Consider the following 21,995-nt stretch of genomic DNA (forward strand, 5'->3'; position numbering starts at 1 on the left):
AAGGAGAGACAATGCACCACCACCACGGATCCATCACGGCGAAGCCGATGAGCCGACGCGCGCTGATGACGGCGCTCGCCGCCTCCACGGTCGCCGTCGGAGTCGGGGCCGGCGCGCTGGCGCCCGGCGCCCTCGCCGCTCCCGCCCCCTCGTCCGGCGCCAACCGGCTCGTCCCGATCAACCGGATCGGGATCCAGCTCTACAGCGTCCGCGACAAGGTCTCGTCGATCGGCTTCCGGGCCGTCTTCGAGGAGCTGGGCCGCATCGGCTACAGCGAGATCGAGTTCGCCGGCTACACCCAGGGCAACGTCGGCGCGATCACCCCCCAGGAGATCCGCCAGCTGCTCGACGACAACGGCCTGCGGGCCGTCGGCTCGCACGTCGGCACCAACCTGCTCCGCTCGGAGCTGGGGAAGCAGATCGAGATCGCGCAGATCCTCGGCACCCCGCACCTCGGCACCGGCAACGCGCCGACCAACGTCAACACCGTCGCGGGCTACCGCGCCGCTGCCGACGAGTGGAACGCCTGGGGTCAGCAGGTCTCGGCCGCGGGCATGAAGCTCTACCAGCACAACCACGCGGGCGAGTTCGCCTTCGGCTCGGACGACCCGACGACGCGCCTCTACGACGTGTTCTACGACAACACCGACCCGAAGCACGTGTTCCTCGAGATGGACGTCTACTGGGCCTACGTGGGCAAGAAGCTCTACCCGGGCTTCGAGCCGCTCGACTACATCAAGCGCAACCCGCGCCGCTACCCGATCCTGCACCTCAAGGACGGCAAGACGAACAACGCCAACACCAACGGCTACGACATCATCGAGTTCGGCGCGGGCAACCTGCCGTACCAGGCGTTCCTGTCGGAGCTGCGCGACCGCGGCCAGCGCTACGGAGTCTGGGAGCAGGACACCGCGCCCACTCAGGCCGTCGCGCCCAACCCGGTGAACTCGCTCGGCAACGCCGCGCGCAGCTACGACGCCATCGAGGCCCTCCGTGGCTGAGTCCTCGCGCCGCGCCGGCGCCTCCCTTCCCCGCACCACCACGCGCACCGGCGCACCGAGGAGAACCCCCATGAAGTGGAAGACGACCACGGCGGTCCTCGCGGCCGCCTCCCTCGCGATGGTCGCCGCGCCGTCCGCCTTCGCGGCGACGACGGACTGCACGACCGAGCTCGGCAACACGACGATCGCAGGCGACCTGACCGTCGCCGCCGGCGAGACCTGCGTGCTGGGCAACGTCGTCGTGCAGGGCTCGATCACCGTCGGCGACGACGCCTGGCTCGACGCCACCTCGGCGACGATCGAGGGCGACGTCATCGGCACGGACGCGTACGGCATCTCGATCGACGGCACCAGCGTCGGCGGCGACGTCGTGTCCTTCTCCGAGGGCTCGCGCGCCGGCTTCCTCTACCTCCGCGACCTCACCGTCGCGGGCATGGTCGAGGCGGGCGGCATCGACGTCGAGCTCAGCGACGTCTCGGTCGACGGCTCGGTCAGCACCGATGCGGCGAACTACGTCGACGTGGCGCGCACCAGCGTCGGCGGCGACGCGACCTTCGCCGGCAGCGACTTCGGCGTGAGCGTCGGCGGCGCGATCGTCGGCGGCTCGCTGACGGTCAGCGGATCCTCGCGCGGCGTGCTCCTCGGCGCGAACGAGGACGGCTCCGCGGCCGCGCTCGGCAACACCGTCGGCGGGAACCTCGTGCTCTCGGGCAACTCCGGCAACGTCCAGCTCGCGGGCTCGACGGTCGGCGGGCGGATCACGCTCGCGGAGAACGCTCCGGCGGTCAACTTCGGCGCGGGCAACACCGCCGCCGGAGTGGACGGGGACTTCACCGGCACGGCCGCCGGCGCTGCGGCGCAGGGCGACCAGGCCGTCGCGGTCATCGTTCCGGACGCGCGCGAGGGCGAGCTGACCTGGAGCCTCGAGGGCACCAGCAACCTGGTGAACCTCGGTGTCGCCGAGGAGCAGGGCGACCACTTCGCCGCCTCGGGCGAGCTCGTGCCGGTCCGCGTGACCGACTCGCGCCTGTCCGGACCGGAGTGGTCGGTGACCGCTCAGATCAGCGACTTCCGTGCCGGCGACCAGACGGTCTCGGGCAAGTACCTCGGCTGGACCCCGAAGGTCCTGGAGAACGAGGGCGGTGCCGTCGCCGGTGCCCCCGTCGTCTCCGGGTTCGTCTCCGGCGAGGGCCTCGCCACCGCTCGCGTCCTCGGCTCCGCCGCGGCCGGGCACCCGACCGGATCCTCGGTCCTCGGCGCCGACCTCGACCTGCAGCTCCCGCTGTCGGTCGGAACCGGCACCTACACGGCGACGCTGACGCTCACCGCGCTCGGCTAGCCCCACTCGGCCGGCCGCCGGAGCCCCGGCGGCCGGCCCCCTCCTTCCTCCCCTCCGCGAGATGCCACTTGTGCACGCCTGACACGGCGTGTCGCGTGCACAAGTGGCATCTCGCGGGGGGACCCACCCCCCTCGAAAGGCTGGACGATGATGTTCCGCTCCTCACTCCGCTCGCTCGGTGTCCTGCTCGTCGTCGGGCTCGGGGCCGCCGTGCTGCCGGCGCAGGCCCTCGCCGAGGAGGCGAGCTCGCCGGCGAGCTCGCCGGTGACCTGGGGGGTGCGGCCCGCCGACACCGAGCAGGGCAGCGACCGGCCGAACTACGCCTACGCGCTCGAGCCGGGCGGGCAGCTGAGCGACGCGCTGATCGTCTCCAACTACGACGACGAGGAGCAGACCTTCCGCGTCTACGGCTCCGACGGCTTCATCACCGAGGCGGGGCAGCTCGATCTGCTGCCGGCCGCCGAGCCGTCCACCCAGCTGGGCAGCTGGATCTCCTTCGAGGCCCCGGACGTCGTCGTCCCCGCGGGCGAGAGCGTGCAGATCCCGTTCCAGCTCGAGGTGCCGGCCGACGCGGTGCCGGGCGACTACGCCGCGGGCGTCGTCTCCTCGATCCTCGTCCAGGGCAAGACCGGGGTCTCGGTCGACCGCCGCCTCGGCTCGCGGATGTACCTCCGCGTCGGCGGAGACCTCGCCCCGCGCCTCTCGGTCGACGGCCTCGCCGTCTCGTACCAGGGCGAGTGGAACCCCTTCGCCCCCGGCACGACCACCATCGACTACACCGTCACCAACGCGGGCAACACCCGCCTCGCCCCGGGCGCCGAGCTCGCGGTCTCCGGTCTCCTCGGCCTCGGCAGCGTCGCCGCGACCGATCCGGAGCCGCTGCCCGAGCTGCTCCCGGGCAGCTCGACCAGCCGGAGCGTCACCGTCGCCGGGGTCTGGCCGCTGTTCGTCGCGACCGCCCGGATCGCGCTGACCGGCACCGTCGTCACCGCCGACTTCGCGGGCCAGGCCGCCGACCCGGCCGCCGTGCCCGAGGTCGCCGCCGTCTCCTCCGAGGCCTCGACTGCGGCCGTGCCGTGGAGCGCGCTGCTGCTGCTGGCGCTGCTGATCGGGCTGATCGTGCTGGCGGTCGTGCGCCGCCGCCGCCGCGCCGCGGGCGAGCAGCGCCGCATCGACGCCGCCGTCGCCGCCGCGCTCGGTGCCACCGACTCCGCCACCACCTCGCGAGATGCCACTTATGACGAGGATTCGCGGCGTGTCGAGCTCACAAGTGGCATCTCGCGGGAGACGACGGACCCGGCAGCGACCGACCCGGCAGCGACCGACCCGTCCGCGTCCGGCCGTGCGGGGGTGCGCTCCTGACCTCCGTCGTCGCCGGGGCGTCAGTCGCCGGCGAGGGCTCTGCGCTCGACGAGGGCTCTGCGCTCGACGAGGGCTCAGTGCTCGACGAGGGCTCAGTGCTCGGCGAGGGCTCAGCGCTCGGCGAGGCTCTGCTCGCGGAGCTGCTCGAGGAACGCGTCGACGTTGCTCGGGCCGAGGAGGTGCTGCCGCAGCATCAGGGCCGCACCGCGGACGCCGCCGCTGCCGCCGAGCTCGGCGGTCACCACGTGCAGGCGCTGGGTCGCCAGCGGGAGGGAGCGCCGGTCGACGACCTCGCGCACCCCGGCCAGGATCTCCGGAGCGGCGAGCGCGACGCTGCCGCCGAGCACGATCACCGACGGGTTCAGCAGGCTGACGCAGGTGGCCAGGACCTCGCCGATCTGCAGGCCCGCGAGGCGCGCCGCCTCGATCGCCTCCGGGTCGCGGTCGCGCAGGAGCGCCAGCAGATCGCGGACCGAGTTCACGTCGCGTCCCGCCCCGGCCAGTGCGCGCACCAGGGCCCCGCCGCTCGCGAGCGCCTCGAGGTCGCCGTCGCGGCCGTCCGCCGCCTCCGGAGCGGTGCGCGGCACCTGGACGTGACCGAGGTCGCCGGCCGCGCCGAGCGCACCGCGCTGCAGGACGCCGCCCGAGACGATGCCCGAGCCGATGCCGGTGCTGATCTTCACGAAGATCAGGTCCTGCGCGTGCGGGAAGCGCGAGGCGCGCTCGCCGAGGGCCAGCAGGTTCACGTCGTTGTCGACGAGCACGGTGGTGTCGACGCGGCGGCGGATGTAGCCCGGGATGTCGAAGCCGTCCCAGCCGGGCATGATCGGCGGGCGCACCGGGCGGCCGCTCGCGTGCTCGACCGGGCCGGGCACGCCGAGGCCGAAGCCGGCCAGCGCCTCGGGCGCCAGGTGCGCGTCGGCGAGGATCTCGTCGCAGACGTCGAGCGCGTGGTCGAGCACCCGGATCGGGCCCTGCGCGATGTCGAGCTCCTCGCGCCGCTCGACGACGATGCGGCCGTCGAAGTCGGTCAGCGCGATCGTCGAGTGCGTCGCGCCGAGGTCGATGGTCAGGAACGCGCGGACCGACGGATCGAACACCAGCCGCGCCGACGGGCGGCCGCCGGTCGACGGCGCGCGGTCGAGGTGCGTGATCAGGCCCAGCTCGAAGAACAGGTCGAGCCGCGTCATCACGGCCGTGCGGGCGAGTCCCGTCTCCTCGACCAGCTCCGCGCGGGTGCGCGGACGGCCGTCGGCGAAGAGCCGCAGCAGGTCGCCGGTCTGCGAGCCGGCCCGCACGCCCACGCTCAGCGCCCGCCGTCCGTGCAAGCGCCGTCCGTGCGACGGCAGGCGACTGCTCGGGAGGTCGGGTGGCGGCTCGGCACACCTGAGGAAAGCAGTCGCCGCGAGGTGACGCAATCTCGACGCGCAGGGAGACCCCGAATGACGTCCCCCCGAACGACTCACCCATGAACGGCCTCCTCCCGAACGACATGCCCCGAATGAAGTCCACAGACAGGAGAGAACGATGACCTCGTCCGACACCACCAGCACCACCACCACCGACCGCGCCCCGCAGCAGGAGCGCATCGGCCTCTGGCTGATCGGAGCCCGGGGCAGCGTCGCCACCACGGCCGCCGTCGGCCTGCACGCCATCGCCTCGGGCGCGGCGCCCAGCAACGGCTGCGCCACCGCGACCCCGGCCTTCGAGGACGTCCCGCTCGCCGGCTTCGACGCGATCGTGATCGGCGGGCACGACGTCTCGTCGACCCCGCTGCTCGAGAAGGCGATGGGCCTGGCGGCCGGCGGGATGTTCCCGACCTCGGTCGTCGCCGAGGTCGCCGACCGGCTGGACGCGACCGACCGCGAGATCCGCCGCTCCTTCGGCGTCGAGGGCGGCTCGCAGCAGGACGAGATCGACCGCCAGGCGGCCGACATCGTCGAGTTCCGCGAGCGGCACGCGCTCGCCCGGGTCGTCGTGATCGACGTCGCCTCCACCGAGGTGCTGCCGCAGGACCGCCCCGAGTTCCACGACCTCGCCGCCCTGCGCGCCGCGCTCGCTCGGCCGGGCGAGACCGTGCTGCCGCCGAGCTCGATCAGCGCGCTCGCCGCGGTGACCGCCGGCTCGCCCTACGTCTGCTTCACCCCCTCCACCGCGCTGGCGCTGCCCGCGCTCGAGGAGTGGGCCGCGGAGGCGGGGATCCCGATCGCGGGACAGGACGGCAAGACCGGCGAGACCCTGCTCCGCAGCGTGCTCGCGCCGATGTTCACGGCGCGCGGGATGCGCGTGCTGTCCTGGGCGGGCGCGAACCTGCTCGGCGGCGGCGACGGGCAGACCCTCGCCGACCCGGAGGCGGTGCGCTCGAAGCTGGTCTCGAAGAACCGCGGGCTCCGCAGCCTGCTCGGCGACGAGGTCGTCACTCCGCTGCACATCGACAACGTGCCCGACCTCGGCGACGTGAAGACCGCGTGGGACCACGTGCACGCGGAGGGGTTCCTCGGCTCGCGGATCACGGTGCAGACCATCTGGTCGGCGTACGACTCCGCGCTCGCCGCGCCGCTGATCCTCGACCTGGCGCGACTGATGTCGCTCGCCGACGCGGCCGGGATCTCGGGGCCCGTCGCCGAAATGGGCTTCTTCTTCAAGGACCCGTGGGGGAGCGACGTGCACGGCTTCGCGGAGCAGACCGCCGAGCTGGTCGCCTGGTCGGCGCGCACCGGGGCGGCCGTCGTCCAGCGCTCGCTCGTGGCGGGCGGCGCTATCCGCCATGGCTGAGCTGCGCGACTGGCTCGAGCTCGTGCGCGCCAAGGCGGCGCTCTCGGTGCTCGGCGACACGGTGGCGGGGGCGGTGTGGGCCGGCCGGGCGCCCGGTGCGCGCACCGTCGCGCTGCCGCTCGCGTCCGCGCTCCTCTACTCGGCGGGCATGGCGCTCAACGACTACGCCGACGCGGAGCTCGACGCGGTGGAGCGGCCGGAGCGGCCGATCCCGTCGAGGCGGATCCGGCGCGGCGCCGCGCTCGGGCTGGCGGCCGGGCTGACGGGGGCGGGGATCGCGGTCGCGGTGCTCGTCGACGGGCGGCGCTCGCTCCTGCTGAGCGTGCCGCTCGCGGCGAGCATCTGGTCGTACGACCTGCTGGCCAAGCCGACTCCGCTCGGGCCGGTCGTGATGGCGGCGTGCCGCGGGCTCGACGTGCTGCTCGGGGCGGGAGCGTCCGGCGTGCGCGCGGCGGCTCCCGCTTCCGCCGCCGTCGCGGCGCACACCCTCGGCGTGACCGTGCTCTCGCGCGGCGAGGTGCACGGCACCCGACCGGCGATCGCGGGGGCGGCGGCCACCGGCACGGCCGCGCTCGCGCTCGCGCTGGGCGTCGGGGCGGTCCGGGCGAAGGGTGGCCCGGCGATCGGAGCGGTCGTCGGAGTCGCGATCGCGCGCTGGATCGCGCTCGTGCTGGTCCCGCAGCTGCGCGCCGTGCGGACGCCCGACGCGGCCTCGGCCCGGACGGCCACCCGCTCGGGCATCGCGGGGATGGTCCCGCTGCAGGCGGCGCTCGCCGGGCAGCGGCGGCCCGAGCTCGGCGCGGCCCTGCTGGGGCTCGACGCGCTCGGGGCCGTCGTGCTGCGGCGCCCGAGGGTCTCGGCGGACATCACATGAGCGGGCAGGACACGGTGGCGCAGAGTCCCGTCCTGGGCTACGGCACCAACGGCTTCGCCGACCACACCCTCGACGACGCCCTGACCGTGCTGCACGCGGCCGGCTACCGCTCGGTGGCGCTGACCCTCGGGACCCCGCACCTCGACCCGTTCGCCGACGACGTCCGCGAGCGCACCCTCGCCCTGCGCGCACGGCTCGACGAGCTGGGCTTCCGCGTGGTGATCGAGACCGGGGCGCGCTACCTCCTCGACCCGTTCGCCAAGCACCGGCCGACCTTGGTCGACGAGGAGGCCGGACCGCGCCTGGCCTTCCTGCACCGCGCGATCGAGATCGCCGCGCTGCTCGGTGCGGACGCCGTCTCGCTCTGGTCGGGCGTGCTGCCCGAGGGGATGGAGCGCGCCCGCGGCTGGCGGCTCCTGGTCGAGCGGATGCGCGGCGTCGTCACCGAGGCGGAGCGCTACGGCGTGCGGCTGGGCTTCGAGCCGGAGCCCGGCATGCTCGTCGAGACCGTGGCGGACGCGCTGCTGCTGCGGCGCGAGCTCGGCGACCCGGAGGCGTTCGGTCTCACCGTCGACCTCGGCCACTGCGTGGTCGTCGAGCCGGACGGCGTCGTCGGCGCCCTCCGCAGCGCGGCCGGCCTGCTGGTGAACGTGCAGGTCGACGACATGCTGCCCGAGCGGCACGAGCACCTCGAGCTCGGCACCGGCGTGCTCGATCTCGCGGCCGCCTTCGCGACGCTCGAGGAGATCGGCTACCGCGGGATCGCCGCGGTGGAGCTGCCGCGCCACTCGCACGACGCGCCTCGCCTGGCGGTCGCGAGTCTCGCGGCGATGCGGGCGGCGATCCGGACCCGGGGGACCGGGGCGGAGTCGCCGCAGCACCCCTGGACCGCCGACGCCTGCGCCGTGCTCCGCGAGCAGCCGCGGCGGATCGACCGCTATTTCCCGGCCGCCGGTCGGGAGGCCGGCCGCGCGCCGCTCCGCCCGGACACGGATCCGCAGGGCCTCGTGCACGGCACCGAGGACGACGCGGCGCGCTCGGCGCTGATCGCGGCCGCCGCCTCCGCGCTCGACGACGAGGACCTCGCCGCCCTGCTCCTCCGCCTCTACCGCGGCGGCGACGACGCCGAGCGCCGCGGCGTGCTGGTCGGCCTGCACGCGCTGACCGCCGCCGGCCGCGCGGGCGAGCCGCTCGCCGCGGCCGGTCGCGAGCTGATCGCGGACGCCCTGCGCGCCAACGACACCCGGCTGGTCGCCGCGGCGATGGGCCGCTTCGCCGAGGAGCACCTCGACGCGCACGCCTGGCGGCACGGCGTGCTCAAGCTCGTCTTCTGCGGGATCCCGCTCGCGGCCGTCTCCGGTCTCGAGCGGCGGAGCGACCCCGAGCTCGCCGCGATGGCCGGCCGCTTCGCCGACGAGCGCCGCGCCGCCGGCCGCACGGTGCCGGACGACCTGGCGGTGCTCCTGCCGAGCTGAGGGACCCCGGCGCGTCCCTCGACACGACCGCCGGCCCCGCACACCATCACGACCCCTCACGAGAAAGGCGCGACGATGCGCATCTTCGACCCGCACATCCACATGACCTCCCGCACCACCGACGACTACCAGGCGATGCACGACGCGGGGGTCCGCGCCGTGGTCGAGCCGTCGTTCTGGCTCGGCCAGCCGCGCACCAGCGTCGGCTCCTTCACCGACTACTTCGACGCCCTGATCGGCTGGGAGCGCTTCCGCGCCGCGCAGTACGGCATCCGGCACCACTGCACCATCGGGCTGAACCCCAAGGAGGCGAACGACCCGCGCTGCCGCGAGGTGCTGCCCGAGCTCGACCGCTACCTCGCCAAGGACGGCGTCGTCGCGGTCGGCGAGACCGGCTACGACTCGCTGACCGCGGAGGAGGACGCCGTCTTCCGCCACCAGCTCGAGCTCGCGAAGGACCACGGCCTGCCCGTGCTCGTGCACACCCCGCACCGCGACAAGGCGGCGGGCACGCAGCAGACGCTCGACGTCGTCGCCGAGTCGGGGATCGACGCCGGTCTCGTCGTCGTCGACCACCTCAACGAGACGACGGTCGACCTCGTCCTCGGCTCCGGCTGCTGGCTCGGCTTCTCGATCTACCCGGACACCAAGATGGACGAGACCCGCCTGGTGACCCTCGTCGAGCGGATCGGCCTGGACCGCGTGCTGGTCAACTCCGCCGCCGACTGGGGCCGCTCCGATCCGCTGACCACCGCCAAGACCGGGCACCTGCTGCTCGTCGCCGGCTTCAGCGCCGCCGAGGTCGACCGGCTGCTCTGGCAGAACCCGATCGACTTCTACGGGCAGAGCGGACGGCTGAACCTCGACCCGATCCCGGGCTTCGACGCGGTCGACGCGATGGGGCGGAGCTTCGAGGGCAACTCGATCCTCCGGGGCGCGCCGCGCGTGGCGGAGGTCGTCTGATGCACCTCTCCTACTGCACCAACGTCCACCCGGCCGAGGACCTCGAGGGCGTCGTCCGCCAGCTCGACGTCTACGCCGGGCCCGCCCGCGTCGCCGCGGGACTCGACACCGTCGGCGTGGGGCTGTGGATCCCGCGCGACCTCGCCGCCCGGCTGGTCGCCAGCCGCGAGGACCGCGCCGTGCTGCGCGCCGCGCTCGAGCGCAACGGCCTCGAGGTGCGGACGCTGAACGCCTTCCCCTACGCCGCCTTCCACGCCGAGGTGGTGAAGCTCGACGTCTACCGGCCCGACTGGACCACCCCCGAGCGCCTCGCCTACACGATCGACTGCGCGCGGATCCTCGCGGATCTGCTGCCCGCGGGCGCCGACGGCAGCATCTCGACGCTGCCGCTGGGCTGGCGCGAGGGCTGGGGCGCGGAGCAGGACGCGGCGGCGGTCCGGCAGCTCGCGCGGCTGGTCGACGAGCTGCGCGAGCTGCGGCGCTCGACCGGGCACGCGATCCGGCTGGCGATCGAGCCCGAGCCGGGCTGCATCCTGGACACGGTCGAGGACGTCGTCGCCTGGCTGCACCCGCGGATCGGCCTGGTCGACCCGGCCTACGTCGGCGTCTGCCTCGACACCTGCCACCTCGCGGTGTCGTTCGCCGACCCCGCGGCGGCGGTCCGGCGGATCCGGGACGCGGGACTCCGGGTCGTGAAGGTGCAGGCCTCGGCCGCGCTGCACGTGGAGGACCCGGCCGATCCGGCCGCGCGCGCGGCCGTCGGCGCGTTCGTGGAGAAGCGCTACCTGCACCAGACCCGCGAGAACGGCGCGGGCGGGGTGCTCCGCGTCGACGACCTGCCGGAGGCGCTCGACACGCTGCCCGGGGAGGGGCCCTGGCGCGTGCACTTCCACGTGCCGCTGCACCACCGGCCGGCCGCGCCGCTCTCGGCGACCACCGCGGTGCTGGCCGAGGCGGTCTCCGCGGTCGACGCGGCCTGGCCGTACGACGAGATCCACCTCGACGTGGAGACCTACACCTGGGCTGTGCTCGCGGACGCGCCGAGCGATCTGTCGGTCGGCATCGGCGCCGAGCTGGCGTGGGCGGCGGAGCACCTGCTGACCGCCCCGGCCCGCGCGGCGGTGCTGGAGGCGGGTGCCGCAGTGCCGCCGGTCGCCGCAGTCCCGGTCGCCGCCCTCGTCGCCGAGGAGGTCGCGCTGTGACACCGGTGCTGCTGCTCGACGTGGTCGGCCTCACCGCGACGGCGCTCGCCGACATGCCGCGGCTGTCCCGGCTCGCGCGGGCCGGCGGGCAGCTGCCGCTGGACACGATCCTCCCGGCCGTCACCTGCAGCGTCCAGTCGTCGATGCTCACCGGCACGATGCCCGCGCAGCACGGGATCGTCGGCAACGGCTGGTACTTCCGCGACCTCGGCGAGGTGCACCTCTGGCGCCAACACAACCGCCTGGTCACGGGGGAGAAGGTCTGGGAGACGGCCCGCCGGCTGTCCGACGGCGACCCCTACCGCGCCGCCAACATCGGCTGGTGGTACGCGATGGGGGCGACGACCGACGTCACGGTGACGCCGCGGCCGATCTACCACGCCGACGGCCGCAAGTCGCCGGACGCCTACGTCCGCCCGCCGGCGCTGCACGACGAGCTGGTCGGGAAGCTGGGCGCCTTCCCGCTGTTCCAGTACTGGGGGCCGACCGCGTCGCTGCGCTCCACGCAGTGGATGGTGGACGCGACCCGGCACGTGCTCGCCGGCGACGGCTCCGGGCCGCCGCAGCTGACCACGGCGTACCTGCCGCACCTCGACTACGACCTGCAGCGCTTCGGGCCGGACTCGCCCGAGGCGCGGCGGGCGGCGTCCGAGCTCGACGTGGTGCTCGCCCCGCTGCTCGACGACGCGGAGGCGCTCGGTGCGTCGGTCGTCGTGGTCGCGGAGTACGGGATCGCGGCGGCGGACACCCCCGTGGACGTCAACCGGGCGCTGCGGCGCGCGGGCCTGCTCGAGGTGTACGTGCAGGACGGCCGCGAGCAGCTGGACCCGTGGACCTCGCGCGCCTTCGCGGTCGCGGACCACCAGATCGCGCACGTCTACGTGCCGGACGCCGCGGATCTGCCGCGGGTGCGCTCGCTGCTCGAGGCGCTGGACGGGGTGGACGAGGTGCTCGACCGCGAGGCGCAGGCCCGGTACGGCCTCGACCACGAGCGCTCGGGCGAGCTGGTGCTGGTGGCGCGGCCGGGGGCGTGGTTCACCTACTACTACTGGCTCGACGACGACCGCGCGCCGGACTTCGCGCGCGGCGTCGACATCCACCGCAAGCCCGGCTACGACCCGGCGGAGCTGTTCTTCGACCCCGCCGACAAGCTCGTGAAGGCGAAGGCGGCCGGCAACCTCGCGAAGAAGGCCCTGGGCCTGCGCTACGCGATGAACCTCGTGCCGCTGGACGCGTCGCTGGTGCGCGGCACGCACGGGCGCCTGCCGGTGTCGGCGGCGGACACCCCGCTGGTGCTCACGTCGGACGCGGACCTGCTGCCGGCCGGCGCCGGGTCGCTGCCGGTGACGGCGGTGCGCGACCTGGTGCTGGCGGCGCACGGCCCGGCGCCGGCCCGGGCGGTGGCGGCGGCGCGCGCCTGACGCGCGGCCGCGCTCGGGGCGGCTCCGAGTGCCGCGCAACGGGCCTCCTCAGAACCGGGTCGGCCGCCGGCCCGCGACGGTGTCGGCACGCGCGGCGACGATGTCGGGCAGCCGGGAGTGGCTCCGGATCCAGGCGGCGAGGTCGTCGTCAATGCACTGCGCCAGCTCGCACAGGTATCGGTGGTCGACCATCAGGTCCCGAGCATGTACCGGCTCGTGGTGTGCGGCTCGATTGCGAAGCAGTCGCAGCCTCTCCAGGCGCGCGTGCAGGTCGCCTCGGCGGCCGGTGAAGGAAGGGAACGCGCGCGCGAGTGCAGGCTCCCATAGCGCGCGGTGGTAGCGGTTCACCAGGAGCCCCTCCCAGAACGACGCTCTCAGCTCAGCGACGACATGGCCGGCCGACCACTGTCCCGCGCCGCGACGCCGGTCGAGGAAGCGGATCGCGTCGCGGACCTGATCGCCTTCGTTCGCCCGCAGCGGCGCGACGTCCCACCACGAATCCCGCCCCCAATGCGCCGTGAGTGCTCGGTGCATCGCATTGCGCACACCGACGTCGAGGGCGGAGCTCGCTCCGAGGATCGCGGCGCTCGCTTCGATGTTCCAGCTGTAGAGCCGGAGCGCGGCGGACAGGTCGCCGGTCGAGGCGAGGTACGGGCCCAGACGATCGCTCCCGATCACCGTCGGAAGGTTCGGCAGAGTCGCCGGGTCGACGGGCGTCATCCGGCGTCCGGGGCCGGAGTGGATCTCGGGCTCCTGGTACCGTTCTTCACGTATGCCCCGGACGGGACGCGAGAGCGTCGGCGCGCCGGGGCGATCACCGTTAACGGGGTGCGGACGCTGTGCGTTCGATGACCGAGGAACATCCGTCGATCCTCGAGGGCCGGGTTTCCCGCCTCAAGAAGATGGCGCTCCAGCGGTCTTTCGGCGGGAGGCGGTCAGTCGGCGCCGTCAAGATCAGCGCCGTCGAGGTCCGCGAGGTCGAGGACGAAGCGGTAGCGGACGTCGTTCGCGGCGAGACGCTCCAGCGCGGTGCCCACCTGCGCGGAGGGCAGCACCTCGACGTCCGCCGTGATGCCGTGCTCGCCGCAGAAGGCGAGCAGCTCGCGGGTGCTGCGGGTGCCGCCGCTGCCGCCGGAGGTGAGGCTCTTGCGCCCGATCAGCAGGTCGGTGACGTCCACGGTGACCGGCGCGAGCATCCCGAGGACGCTCAGCGCGCCGTCCAGGGCGAGGACGTGCAGGTACGGCGCGAGGTCGTGCGGGGCCGAGACCGTGTCGAGGACGAGGTCGAGGCGTCCGCGCTGCGCCGCCATCGCCTCCTCGTCGCGGGAGACGACGACCCGGGTGGCGCCGAGCGCGAGGGCGTCGGCGGTCTTCGCGGCGGAGGTCGTGAAGACCGTCACCTCGGCACCGAGCGCCCGGGCGAGCTTCACGGCGAGGTGGCCGAGGCCGCCCAGCCCGACCACGCCGACCCGTGAGCCGGGGACGACGGAGTGCGCGCGCAGCGGCTCCCAGACGGTGACGCCCGCGCAGAGCAGGGGAGCGACGGCCGCCGGGTCGAGGCGGGCCGGCAGCGGGTGGGCGAAGCGGTCGCGGACGACGTACTCGCGCGAGAACGCGCCGAGCGTGGTGCTGCCGTCGTGCCGGTCGGTGCCGCCGTAGGTGAGGGTCGGGAACTCGCGGCAGAAGTTCTCCTGCTCGGCCGTGCACATGTCGCACGCGCCGCAGGAGTCGACGATGTTGCCGACCGCGACGGGGTCGCCGGGGAAGAACGCCGTGACGGCCGCGCCGACGGCGAGCACCGTGCCGACGAACTCGTGACCCGGGACGAGCGGGCCTGGGTCGGCGGTGGGGTCGGCGGAGTGCGCGGCGTGGGTCCGGAGGGCGTGCAGATCGCTGTGGCAGACGCCGCAGTAGTCGACGCGGACGGCGAGGTCGTCGGGGCGGAGGGCGCGCCGCTCGATGACGGCGGGAGCGAGGCCGCCCTCGGCGGTGGCCGCGTAGGCGGTGGTACTGATCATTGCGCGCTCGTTTCTACTAACCGGTTTGTTTTGTTGACGCTAGCACTCGCGGACGTCGGAGAACAGACCGGTCGGTAGTCTCGAGGGATGGGAGCGACACCGGCCACCGGCAAGGGCGAGGCGACGCGCGCGCGGATCATGGCCGCGGCGACGGCGGAGTTCGCGCGCTACGGCATCGCCGGCGCGCGGGTGGACCGGATCGCGGCCGAGGCCCGCAGCAACAAGGCGCAGCTGTACTCCTACTTCACCAGCAAGGAGCTGCTCTTCGACGCGGTCTTCGAGGCGTCCCTCGACCGGATCGTCGACGTCGTGCCGATCGACCCGTCCGACCTCGGCGACTGGGCCGTCCGCCTCTACGACGAGTACCTGCGCCGCCCCGACCTCATCCGGCTGGCCACCTGGGCGCGCCTCGAGCGCCGCCCGGCCGGCCACCTCGTCGCCGACGACGAGGCGCGCGTGCGCGAGGAGGGCAAGCTCGAGGCGATCCACGCCGCTCAGGCCGACGGCACGGTGGGCGTCGCGGCCGACCCGTTCGACGTGATGGCGCTGGTCATCGCGATGTCGATGGCCTGGTCGCCGGTGAGCAACGTCTACGCCGCCACGGCGGAGGAGGCCGCGTCGGAGCACGAGCGCCGGCGCGCGCTGCTGCGCCAGGCGGTCGGGCGCGCGTTCCCGCCCGCCTGAGCGGCGCGGGCGGCGTCAGGCCGCGGCGACGCGCGCGGTGCCGGTGCGACGGGCGGCGGCGACGCGGAGCAGGAGCGTCGCCACGAGCACGACGGCCGCGGCGATCAGCGCGGCGGTGCCGGCGGGGATCGACACGAGCTCGCCGGAGAAGCGGCCGACCGCGACCCAGGCCAGGCCCCAGCAGAGCGACAGCATCGGAGCGATCCGGCCGCGTCCGGTGACGGCGATCAGCACGCCGATCAGCGCGGCGACGATCAGGACGACGACCGCCCACGGTGCGGCGCCGGGTCCGTCGGCGCTGCCGATGCCCGCGCCGACGAGGCCGGCCGTGACGTTGGCGACCGTCGCGACGCAGACCCAGCCGAGGTAGAGGCCGAACGTGCCGTCGGTGAGGACCGCGTCGACGACGCCGCCGGTGCGGGTGCTGCGCAGGAGCACGAAGATCCGCGCGAGCACGGCGAGGAGCAGCGCGATCACCACGACGCTGAGCGCGAGCAGTCCGGCCTGCACGACCAGGATCCACGCCGCGTTCAGCAGGAGGCTCGCGGCGGCCCAGTAGCCGAGCCGGCGGTGGCGGGTGCGGGTGGTCTGCGACGGCAGGAACTGCCAGATCGCGTAGCCGAGGAGGCCGGCGTAGATGACGCTCCAGATCGCGAAGGCGGGTCCGTCGGGCGCGACCGGGGTCGAGGACGCGGACAGCGCACCGCCTGCGGCGTCCTGGATCTGGGTGCCGCCCGCGGCTCCCGAGCCGATGAAGGAGCCGATGACGGCGAGCACGGCGCTGACGGCGACGGTCGACTGCCGGATCCGGTCCGCGCGGGTGGGGGATGTCTTGGCGGTCATGTCACTCCTCGATTAATCAGCTGGCTGAGTAATGAGCGTAGCGTGCCGGGCGGTGCCGGCGCACGCCACCCTCGGGGGCAGGTGCCGACGTGCCGCTCGAGCAGCGCGCGCAGCGACTCCGTCGAGCGGAGGGGGCGCGTTCAGCGCCGGCGCAGGGCGGGGAAGAGGCCGATCTCTTCGGGTGGGCGGGTCGACACGCCCCGTCGGGGCTGTTCGACCAGCAGAGTCTGCGGGTGTCCCTTCGAAGAGGATCCAGGTTCTGCCGGGGCAGGTTCTCGATACGCGCTGCGCGCTACTCGACCAGCATGGAGGGGCGCACGCCGAGGGGCGCTGCGTGCGCTGCGTGCGCTGCTGGCGCTGCATGCTGATCGAGTAGCCCGCGGAGCGGGCGTATCGAGATCCACCGGTCAGAACGGTGCCGGCGCGTCGACGAAGTGCGGCCGCGGCGGCGGCTCGGGCGGCCGCCCGGGCAGTGGGGGCGGCCGGTTGCTGATCCGCCGGCCGGTGGGGCTCGTCCAGACGATAGTCCCGTCGTCGTGTCTGACGTAGGTCCACTGGTCGCCGTGCCGGATGTGGTGGTGCGAGGTGCAGAGCGAGACGAGGTTCTCGAGCGAGGTCTCGCCGCCGTTGCGCCACTCCAGGGCGTGGTCGGCCTCGGTGGTCGCGGCCGGGCGGGTGCAGCCGGCGAAGCGGCAGGTCTGGTCCCGCAGCTGGAGGTGCAGGCGCATCTGCGGCGGCGGGACCCGGTGGGTGCGGCCGACGGAGACGACCGCGCCGGTCTCCGGATCGGTGAGGACGCGGGTGAAGGAGGCGGCGGTGCGGATCAGTTCTCGGGCGATCGGTGCGGGGACCGGTCCGTAGCCGTCGAGATCCGCGGGCGCGTCGTCGAGACCGACCGCGGTCGAGGCGGCGAGGGTGAGGCGCACCTCGGCCCGCACTCCGGGGACGAAGGTCGGATCGGGCCGGTGCCCTTCGTTCGGCGTGGTTCCGGCGATATCTCCGTCGCAGAGCAGGTCCACGGCGGCGTCGGCGCTGAGCTGCTGGAGGGTGCGGGGGTCGCCGTCGTCGCGGAGGGTGCGCGCGATGCGGCGGAGGCGGTCGTACGCGCCCGTCACCGCCGGCGCGGGAGCGTGGACGCAGAGGGTCGCCATGCCGTCGATGTCCGGGGTGACCCAGACGGCGCGGTCCTCTTTCGCGCGGGCGTGCCGCTCGGCGAGGGGCTGCTCGTGCAACTCCTCCCGCCAGCGGGTCAGGGCTCGGCGCAGCTGCGTGGTCGTCATCGTGAGCGCGGCGTCGGCGGCGCGCTCGTCGAGGGACGCGCGGGAGGTTTCGGGGAGGCTGCTCGCGGTTCGGCAGATCGCCTCGCCCGCCTCCCAGAGGATCCGGGCGTCGCGGAGCAGGGCGCGGGTGAGGGGTAGGTGCTCCATCAGCATCTGCGCGGTCTCGAGGCGGCGGCAGACGTCCCGCTCGGACACGCCGAGCGTCACCGCGAGCTCGGCGCGGATGGAGCGCTCGACGAGGTCACGGGTCTCGCTCCGGGTCGCACCGCGGGCGAAGGATTCCGGAACGGTGAGCGCGACGCGGTAGCCGCGGTGGATGCGTTCCGCGGCTCTCAGGCGCGTCGGGGATGCGGCGCGCTCGGCGGCCGCGGCGTCGGTGAAGCAGTCGCGCACCTCCGCGAGTGCTGCCGCGTTCTCATCTTCTGACATACGCGTATTGAAGCAGGGACCACCGACAGCAGGATCGGAACCATGGGCTGACCGGGGATAACGCCGTCAGATCGCGAGTGTGGAGGAGGCTCGCTCCCGGATGTCTCGGCGATGGTGGGTCTCGATACGCCGCCGGAGGCGGCTACTCGACCAGCATGGAGGGGTCGCCGGTGGCGGCTGCTCGGCCTGCATGACGTTCACGACCCGCATCGCGGCTGCGGACGGCGACCCCCTGCTGATCGAGTAGCCCGCGCAGCGGGCGTATCGAGATCCACCCCGTCAGAACGGGAGTCTGCAGACGCGACCCGCTGACGACAGTGGGTCTCGATACGCCGCCGGAGGCGGCTACTCGACCAGCACGGGTGGGCCGCCGGAGGCGGCTACTCGGCCAGCCTGGAGGGGCCGCTGCTCGGCCCGCACCCACGCGCCGAGCCTCTAGCGTTGGCGTGTGCCCCTCCGACCGCCGTGCCCCCGCCCGTGAGCGCGCTCGTCGCGCGGCTCGAGCGGCGGCAGGTCGCCGTATACCTCGGCGCGATCGCCGCCGGCGCCGTGCTCGGGCTGCTGCTGCCCGCCGCGCGGCACCTGGAGGGCGCGATCGAGCCGGTGCTCGGGCTGCTGCTGTTCGCGACGTTCCTCGGCGTCCCGTTCGCGGCGCTCGGCCGCGCGCTGCGGGACGTCCGCTTCCTCGCCGCGGTCGGCGTCCTGAACTTCGTCGTCGTCCCGGTCGTCGCGTTCGGGCTGTCCCGCTTCGTCGCCGAGAGCCCCGCGCTGCTCTTCGGGGTGCTGCTCGTGCTGCTGACGCCCTGCATCGACTACGTGATCGTCTTCGCCGGCCTCGCGGGCGGCGCCGCCGACCGGCTGCTCGCCGCGGCGCCGCTGCTGATGCTCGCGCAGCTCCTGCTCCTTCCTCTCTACCTCCTCCTGTTCCTCGGGCCGGAGGGCGTCGCCGTGGTCGAGGTGGCCCCGTTCGCGCGGGCGCTCCTGCTGCTGATCGTGCTGCCGCTCACCGCCGCCGCGCTCGTGCAGGCGCTCGGCCGCCGGCATCGCGCGGGGCGGGTCGTCGAATCGACGATGCTCGGTCTGATGGTGCCGCTGATGGCGGCGACCCTCCTCGTCGTCGTCGCCTCGCAGATCGGCGCCGTCGGTGCCGCCGCGGGCAGGCTGCTCGTCCTCGTCCCCCTCTACGCCGCGTTCCTCGCGGTGATGGTCGCGGCCGGACTCGGCGTCGCCCGGCTCGTCCGCCTCGACGTCCCCTCGTCCCGCGCGCTGGTGTTCAGCGGCGCCACCCGCAACTCCCTCGTGGTGCTGCCGCTCGCACTCGCGCTCCCCGCGCCGCTGGCACTCGCACCCGTGGTCGTCGTGACGCAGACCCTGGTCGAGCTGATCGGCATGGTCGTGCTCGTGCGGCTGCTCCCGCGGCTCGTCCGCCAGCCGGCCACCTCCGATGCGCCCACCTCCGACGCACCCACCCCCGACGCGCCCATCCCCGACGCGCCCACCCCCGAGTAGGGCCGGCGCCCGGATCCGCTTCCCCGGCGGCGCCGCACCGACCTACGCTCGGTCGTGCCCACCCGTGCCGAGAGGATCCCGCCATGCCCGACCCGACCGCTCCCGCCGCGCCGCTCGCACGCCGCACCCTCGTCGGAGCGGCGTGGGCCGCTCCGGTCGTCGCGCTCGCCGTCTCCGCACCGACCGCCGCGGCCAGCGGGACGCTGCCGCCGCTCGGCGCCCGCGCCGACGGCCCTGCGGAGTACCGGCCGTCGTCCTCGACCGAGTACCGCGTCTTCGTGACCAACACCGGCTCCACCCCGCTCGAGGGCGGGTCCGTGATCGCCGTCCTCCAGGATCCGGGGGACGGCTACGTCTTCGACGGCTACAACGGTCAGCAGTGGAGCTACGCGTACGGGTTCCCGGAGGGGCGGGTCGCCCTCCGCTACGACCCGGCGCTCGCACCGGGCGAGGAGTCCGTCGTCCTCTTCCTGCTGATCGCCAACACCGACCGCACGCAGAGCCCGGTCCCCGTGGCGGACCTGGTCATCACCGCGCCGGGCTTCGACGTCACGGTGCTGTCGCTGTCGGTCCCGTACTGATCGGTCGCCGCACGACCTCAGGACGAGCGACTCGGAGCGTCGATTGCCATCGATTGCACAAGATGAGGAATTCCCAATCCCTCCGGCGACGCCGAGGTCGACCTCCTCGAACTCGTCGAGGACGTCTCGATCGCGCTCGGCGAGCAGCGGCGGGCCTTCGCCGTGTTCATCGACGAGATGCAGGATCTCGATCCCGAGACGATGGGTGCTCTGCTTGCAGCCCAGCACACCGCGAACCAGAGGGAGTGGCCCTTCTTCGTCATCGCCGCCGGCCTCCCGGACCTGCCGCGCGTCCTCACCGAGACGCGGTCGTACGCCGAGCGGCTGTTCAACTACCGGCGGATCGGCACCCTCGCTCCCACGGACGCGGCGCAGGCGCTCCGCGAACCCGCCGAGCGTCTCGGCGCCGAGTGGGCGACGGACGCCTTGACGACGCTCCTCGAGGCGGCGGGCGGCTACCCGTACTTCCTCCAGGAGTACGGGCAGGCGGCGTGGAATCTCGCCGCGGACCGTCTGATCGACCGGTCCGACGCGATCGCCGCCGTCCAGTACGGGACGGAGCAGCTCGACGCCGGATTCTTCCGCTCCCGGTGGCAGCGAGCGACCCGGTCGGAGCGGCGGATGCTGCTCGCCATGGCCGCTGACGGAGAGGGCCCGTGCTCGACGGCGCTCGTCGCCCAGCGGATGGGCCTGCAGACCAGCAGTGTCGGGCCGTACCGGGCCACTCTGATCAGCAAGGGTCTGGTCTACTCGCCCGAGCACGGACAGATCGCGTTCACCGTCCCCGGCATGGCGGGCTACGTCGAACGGAACCGCGAGGAGCTCGACGACGCCCGCCGCTCCGCGACCTGAAGCGCCGGAGCCGCTCCTCGGGTCCGTGCCGCGGTCAGCTGACCGAGCAGAACACTCGGTCGGAGCTGACGGACGCCGTGCTCTTCGCGCCGGAGCCGACGGAGCCCTCGGGCAGGGTCAGCGTCGCGGTGAGCACGAAAGCGGTGGTGAGCGACAGCGTGGTGCGCAGGCCCAGGAACGCGCCGGCCGGCAGCGGGCCGATGAAGGTGACGAGGCGGGCGGTGCTGCTCGGCGAGCTGATCGTCACGATGTCCGAGGTGGCCGTGAACGTGCCGATGCTCGGAACGCGGCTGCCGACGATCACGATCGTCGTGCCGACGGGCACGTCGCCGCTGCCGGCTCGGAGCGTGAAGCCGGGGCCGGTGATCCCGGCGTTGCCGCAGCTGCCCGCGAGGACGAACGCCCCGATGTCGGCGGTGGACGCGGCGGCGGCGGGGGTGGCGACGGCGACCGCCACCACCGGCACGGTCCACGCGGCAGCGGTGAGCGCGCGGCGGGAGAGTCCGCGGGACGCCGAGGATCCTGAGGACGCCGACGATCCTGAGGACGCCGAGGACGCGGCGGCGGAGTGGTGGATCTCGGTCATGGCGGCCTCTCGGTCGGCGGGCGCGGCGCCACCGGGACGAGAGGGGCCACCCCGATCCTCGCAGCGGATCGGCGCCGAGTGCGGTCCGCCTCTGGCCCCCGAGTAGGGCGAGTGTGCGAGGCTGCCCGGATGGCATCGGAGCAGGACGGCCCCCCGCGGTTCGCGGACCCGCGCCGGCTGGGCGCGGTCGTCGGTCTGGCCGGCGCGGTCGTCTTCGCCTTCTCCTACTCGCCTGCGGAGCCCGTCGCGCTCGTCGCGCGGGTCCTGGTCGCCGCGACGGTCGCCGCCGCACTCTGGTTCCTCTTCGTCCGTCCGCGCCCGCTCGGGTCCTTCGCGCCGCCGAGGCCCGTGCGGCTCGCCGTCTACGGCGCCTGCGTGGTCGCGGAGTTCGCGCTCATCGCTGTCGGCAGCCGCGCCCTCGAGTCGGCGGGTCGAGGCGAGCTCAGGCCCGCGCTCATCGCGCTCGTGGTCGGGCTGCACTTCCTCCCGTTCGCGTGGGCGTTCTCCGAGCGGATGTTCGCGCTGCTCGGCGGTGCGCTGGTCGTGCTCGGCGGGCTCGGCCTGCTCGTCGGCAGCGGCGACGCGGCCGTGCTGGCGGCGGTGGCGTCCGGAGCCGCGATGGCGCTGCTCCTGCTCGCGTACGCCCTCGGCGCGTTCGCCCCGGGGAGCCGAGCCCCGAGGAGCCGAGCGCACCGGAGCTGAGCGCGCCCGTTCCCCGCTGTCTGAGATCCTTCTCATAGACTCGACCGCAGTGCCCGGATGAACGTCTCGCTCCTCCGCTCCGTACCCCCTGTGACGGGC

Annotated in this window: 20 protein-coding genes; 14 read left to right on the top strand and 6 right to left on the bottom strand. The window is 74.1% G+C overall.

Translation table 11 applies throughout. The features are described 5' to 3' along the window. Window positions 1-11 precede the first annotated feature (11 nt). The 3 genes from EDF17_RS00175 to EDF17_RS00185 all read left to right on the top strand — a co-directional run bounded on the left by EDF17_RS00175 (window position 12) and on the right by EDF17_RS00185 (window position 3,702). Window positions 12-1,001, top strand: coding sequence for a sugar phosphate isomerase/epimerase (locus tag EDF17_RS00175; protein ID WP_243732737.1), 990 nt, complete (start codon window positions 12-14; stop codon window positions 999-1,001). Between the two features lie 70 nt (window positions 1,002-1,071). Beyond that, window positions 1,072-2,340 (top strand): hypothetical protein, encoded by a 1,269-nt coding sequence (locus EDF17_RS00180; RefSeq protein ID WP_123444620.1) that lies wholly within the window; start codon window positions 1,072-1,074, stop codon window positions 2,338-2,340. A 150-nt stretch (window positions 2,341-2,490) separates the two neighbouring features. Next, window positions 2,491-3,702: a hypothetical protein gene (locus EDF17_RS00185; protein WP_133671805.1), complete on the top strand. Its 1,212-nt coding sequence runs from the start codon at window positions 2,491-2,493 to the stop codon at window positions 3,700-3,702. Window positions 3,703-3,812: 110 nt separating this feature from the next. On the opposite strand, the gene EDF17_RS00190 is transcribed toward EDF17_RS00185, so the two are convergent. Further along, window positions 3,813-5,030 carry an ROK family protein gene (locus EDF17_RS00190; protein ID WP_243732738.1) on the bottom strand — a complete coding sequence of 406 codons (1,218 nt, stop codon included), beginning with the start codon at window positions 5,028-5,030 and terminating at the stop codon, window positions 3,813-3,815. Between the two features lie 199 nt (window positions 5,031-5,229). On the opposite strand from EDF17_RS00190, the gene EDF17_RS00195 reads away from it, so the two are divergent. From EDF17_RS00195 to EDF17_RS00220, 6 genes are all read left to right on the top strand, one after another. Further along, on the top strand, window positions 5,230-6,477 hold the full coding sequence (locus tag EDF17_RS00195) for an inositol-3-phosphate synthase (protein WP_123444623.1): 1,248 nt from the start codon (window positions 5,230-5,232) through the stop codon (window positions 6,475-6,477). Next, window positions 6,470-7,351, top strand: a complete 882-nt coding sequence (locus EDF17_RS00200) for an SCO3242 family prenyltransferase (RefSeq protein WP_208110553.1) — start codon at window positions 6,470-6,472, stop codon at window positions 7,349-7,351. Before EDF17_RS00195 ends, EDF17_RS00200 begins: the two co-directional genes overlap by 8 nt. Then, window positions 7,348-8,826 carry an EboA domain-containing protein gene (locus EDF17_RS20195; protein WP_123444624.1) on the top strand — a complete coding sequence of 493 codons (1,479 nt, stop codon included), beginning with the start codon at window positions 7,348-7,350 and terminating at the stop codon, window positions 8,824-8,826. Before EDF17_RS00200 ends, EDF17_RS20195 begins: the two co-directional genes overlap by 4 nt. 75 nt (window positions 8,827-8,901) lie before the next feature. Further along, window positions 8,902-9,789 (top strand): TatD family hydrolase, encoded by an 888-nt coding sequence (locus EDF17_RS00210; RefSeq protein WP_123444625.1) that lies wholly within the window; start codon window positions 8,902-8,904, stop codon window positions 9,787-9,789. After that, the gene (gene eboE / locus EDF17_RS00215; protein WP_123444626.1) at window positions 9,789-10,991 is read left to right on the top strand and encodes a metabolite traffic protein EboE; all 1,203 of its coding nucleotides are present in this window, start codon (window positions 9,789-9,791) and stop codon (window positions 10,989-10,991) included. The genes EDF17_RS00210 and eboE overlap by 1 nt, the downstream gene beginning before the upstream one ends. Then, on the top strand, window positions 10,988-12,412 hold the full coding sequence (locus EDF17_RS00220; protein WP_123444627.1) for a nucleotide pyrophosphatase/phosphodiesterase family protein: 1,425 nt from the start codon (window positions 10,988-10,990) through the stop codon (window positions 12,410-12,412). The genes eboE and EDF17_RS00220 overlap by 4 nt, the downstream gene beginning before the upstream one ends. A gap of 48 nt (window positions 12,413-12,460) precedes the next feature. Here the strand turns inward: EDF17_RS00220 and EDF17_RS00225 are convergent, their stop codons facing one another. Further along, window positions 12,461-13,132, bottom strand: coding sequence for a hypothetical protein (locus tag EDF17_RS00225; protein WP_123444628.1), 672 nt, complete (start codon window positions 13,130-13,132; stop codon window positions 12,461-12,463). A 215-nt stretch (window positions 13,133-13,347) separates the two neighbouring features. After that, complete coding sequence (locus EDF17_RS00230; RefSeq protein ID WP_123444629.1) at window positions 13,348-14,430, bottom strand: NAD(P)-dependent alcohol dehydrogenase; 1,083 nt, start codon at window positions 14,428-14,430, stop codon at window positions 13,348-13,350. An 87-nt stretch (window positions 14,431-14,517) separates the two neighbouring features. On the opposite strand from EDF17_RS00230, the gene EDF17_RS00235 reads away from it, so the two are divergent. Then, window positions 14,518-15,114 (top strand): TetR family transcriptional regulator, encoded by a 597-nt coding sequence (locus EDF17_RS00235; RefSeq protein ID WP_123444630.1) that lies wholly within the window; start codon window positions 14,518-14,520, stop codon window positions 15,112-15,114. A gap of 15 nt (window positions 15,115-15,129) precedes the next feature. Here EDF17_RS00235 and EDF17_RS00240 read toward each other — a convergent pair whose 3' ends face one another. Both EDF17_RS00240 and EDF17_RS00245 read right to left on the bottom strand, forming a co-directional pair. Beyond that, the gene (locus tag EDF17_RS00240) at window positions 15,130-15,957 is read right to left on the bottom strand and encodes a tryptophan-rich sensory protein (protein ID WP_123444631.1); all 828 of its coding nucleotides are present in this window, start codon (window positions 15,955-15,957) and stop codon (window positions 15,130-15,132) included. Between the two features lie 407 nt (window positions 15,958-16,364). Further along, complete coding sequence (locus tag EDF17_RS00245; protein ID WP_123444632.1) at window positions 16,365-17,666, bottom strand: HNH endonuclease signature motif containing protein; 1,302 nt, start codon at window positions 17,664-17,666, stop codon at window positions 16,365-16,367. A 477-nt stretch (window positions 17,667-18,143) separates the two neighbouring features. On the opposite strand from EDF17_RS00245, the gene EDF17_RS00250 reads away from it, so the two are divergent. From EDF17_RS00250 to EDF17_RS00260, 3 genes are all read left to right on the top strand, one after another. After that, window positions 18,144-19,175 (top strand): bile acid:sodium symporter, encoded by a 1,032-nt coding sequence (locus EDF17_RS00250; RefSeq protein ID WP_123445322.1) that lies wholly within the window; start codon window positions 18,144-18,146, stop codon window positions 19,173-19,175. Window positions 19,176-19,258: 83 nt separating this feature from the next. Further along, window positions 19,259-19,756 carry a hypothetical protein gene (locus EDF17_RS00255; protein WP_123444633.1) on the top strand — a complete coding sequence of 166 codons (498 nt, stop codon included), beginning with the start codon at window positions 19,259-19,261 and terminating at the stop codon, window positions 19,754-19,756. A 177-nt stretch (window positions 19,757-19,933) separates the two neighbouring features. Then, the gene (locus EDF17_RS00260) at window positions 19,934-20,608 is read left to right on the top strand and encodes a hypothetical protein (protein WP_133671808.1); all 675 of its coding nucleotides are present in this window, start codon (window positions 19,934-19,936) and stop codon (window positions 20,606-20,608) included. 34 nt (window positions 20,609-20,642) lie between these two features. Here the strand turns inward: EDF17_RS00260 and EDF17_RS00265 are convergent, their stop codons facing one another. Beyond that, on the bottom strand, window positions 20,643-21,194 hold the full coding sequence (locus EDF17_RS00265; RefSeq protein WP_123444635.1) for a hypothetical protein: 552 nt from the start codon (window positions 21,192-21,194) through the stop codon (window positions 20,643-20,645). A 129-nt stretch (window positions 21,195-21,323) separates the two neighbouring features. Between EDF17_RS00265 and EDF17_RS00270 the strand changes: the two genes are divergently transcribed. After that, the gene (locus EDF17_RS00270) at window positions 21,324-21,896 is read left to right on the top strand and encodes a hypothetical protein (protein WP_123444636.1); all 573 of its coding nucleotides are present in this window, start codon (window positions 21,324-21,326) and stop codon (window positions 21,894-21,896) included. Window positions 21,897-21,995: the final 99 nt, after the last annotated feature.

This window comes from Rathayibacter sp. PhB1 (assembly GCF_004362935.1).
Lineage (GTDB): Bacteria > Actinomycetota > Actinomycetes > Actinomycetales > Microbacteriaceae > Rathayibacter > Rathayibacter festucae.

Coding starts and splice junctions, on each gene's coding strand:
- EDF17_RS00225 (WP_123444628.1), bottom strand. CDS start 13,132: ATGACGCCCGTCGACCCGGCGACTCTGCCGAACCTTCCGACGGTGATC.
- EDF17_RS00230 (WP_123444629.1), bottom strand. CDS start 14,430: ATGATCAGTACCACCGCCTACGCGGCCACCGCCGAGGGCGGCCTCGCT.
- EDF17_RS00260 (WP_133671808.1), top strand. CDS start 19,934: ATGCAGGATCTCGATCCCGAGACGATGGGTGCTCTGCTTGCAGCCCAG.
- EDF17_RS00210 (WP_123444625.1), top strand. CDS start 8,902: ATGCGCATCTTCGACCCGCACATCCACATGACCTCCCGCACCACCGAC.
- EDF17_RS00200 (WP_208110553.1), top strand. CDS start 6,470: ATGGCTGAGCTGCGCGACTGGCTCGAGCTCGTGCGCGCCAAGGCGGCG.
- EDF17_RS00180 (WP_123444620.1), top strand. CDS start 1,072: ATGAAGTGGAAGACGACCACGGCGGTCCTCGCGGCCGCCTCCCTCGCG.
- EDF17_RS00235 (WP_123444630.1), top strand. CDS start 14,518: ATGGGAGCGACACCGGCCACCGGCAAGGGCGAGGCGACGCGCGCGCGG.
- eboE (WP_123444626.1), top strand. CDS start 9,789: ATGCACCTCTCCTACTGCACCAACGTCCACCCGGCCGAGGACCTCGAG.
- EDF17_RS00175 (WP_243732737.1), top strand. CDS start 12: ATGCACCACCACCACGGATCCATCACGGCGAAGCCGATGAGCCGACGC.
- EDF17_RS00255 (WP_123444633.1), top strand. CDS start 19,259: ATGCCCGACCCGACCGCTCCCGCCGCGCCGCTCGCACGCCGCACCCTC.
- EDF17_RS20195 (WP_123444624.1), top strand. CDS start 7,348: ATGAGCGGGCAGGACACGGTGGCGCAGAGTCCCGTCCTGGGCTACGGC.
- EDF17_RS00195 (WP_123444623.1), top strand. CDS start 5,230: ATGACCTCGTCCGACACCACCAGCACCACCACCACCGACCGCGCCCCG.
- EDF17_RS00240 (WP_123444631.1), bottom strand. CDS start 15,957: ATGACCGCCAAGACATCCCCCACCCGCGCGGACCGGATCCGGCAGTCG.
- EDF17_RS00185 (WP_133671805.1), top strand. CDS start 2,491: ATGTTCCGCTCCTCACTCCGCTCGCTCGGTGTCCTGCTCGTCGTCGGG.
- EDF17_RS00265 (WP_123444635.1), bottom strand. CDS start 21,194: ATGACCGAGATCCACCACTCCGCCGCCGCGTCCTCGGCGTCCTCAGGA.
- EDF17_RS00245 (WP_123444632.1), bottom strand. CDS start 17,666: ATGTCAGAAGATGAGAACGCGGCAGCACTCGCGGAGGTGCGCGACTGC.
- EDF17_RS00270 (WP_123444636.1), top strand. CDS start 21,324: ATGGCATCGGAGCAGGACGGCCCCCCGCGGTTCGCGGACCCGCGCCGG.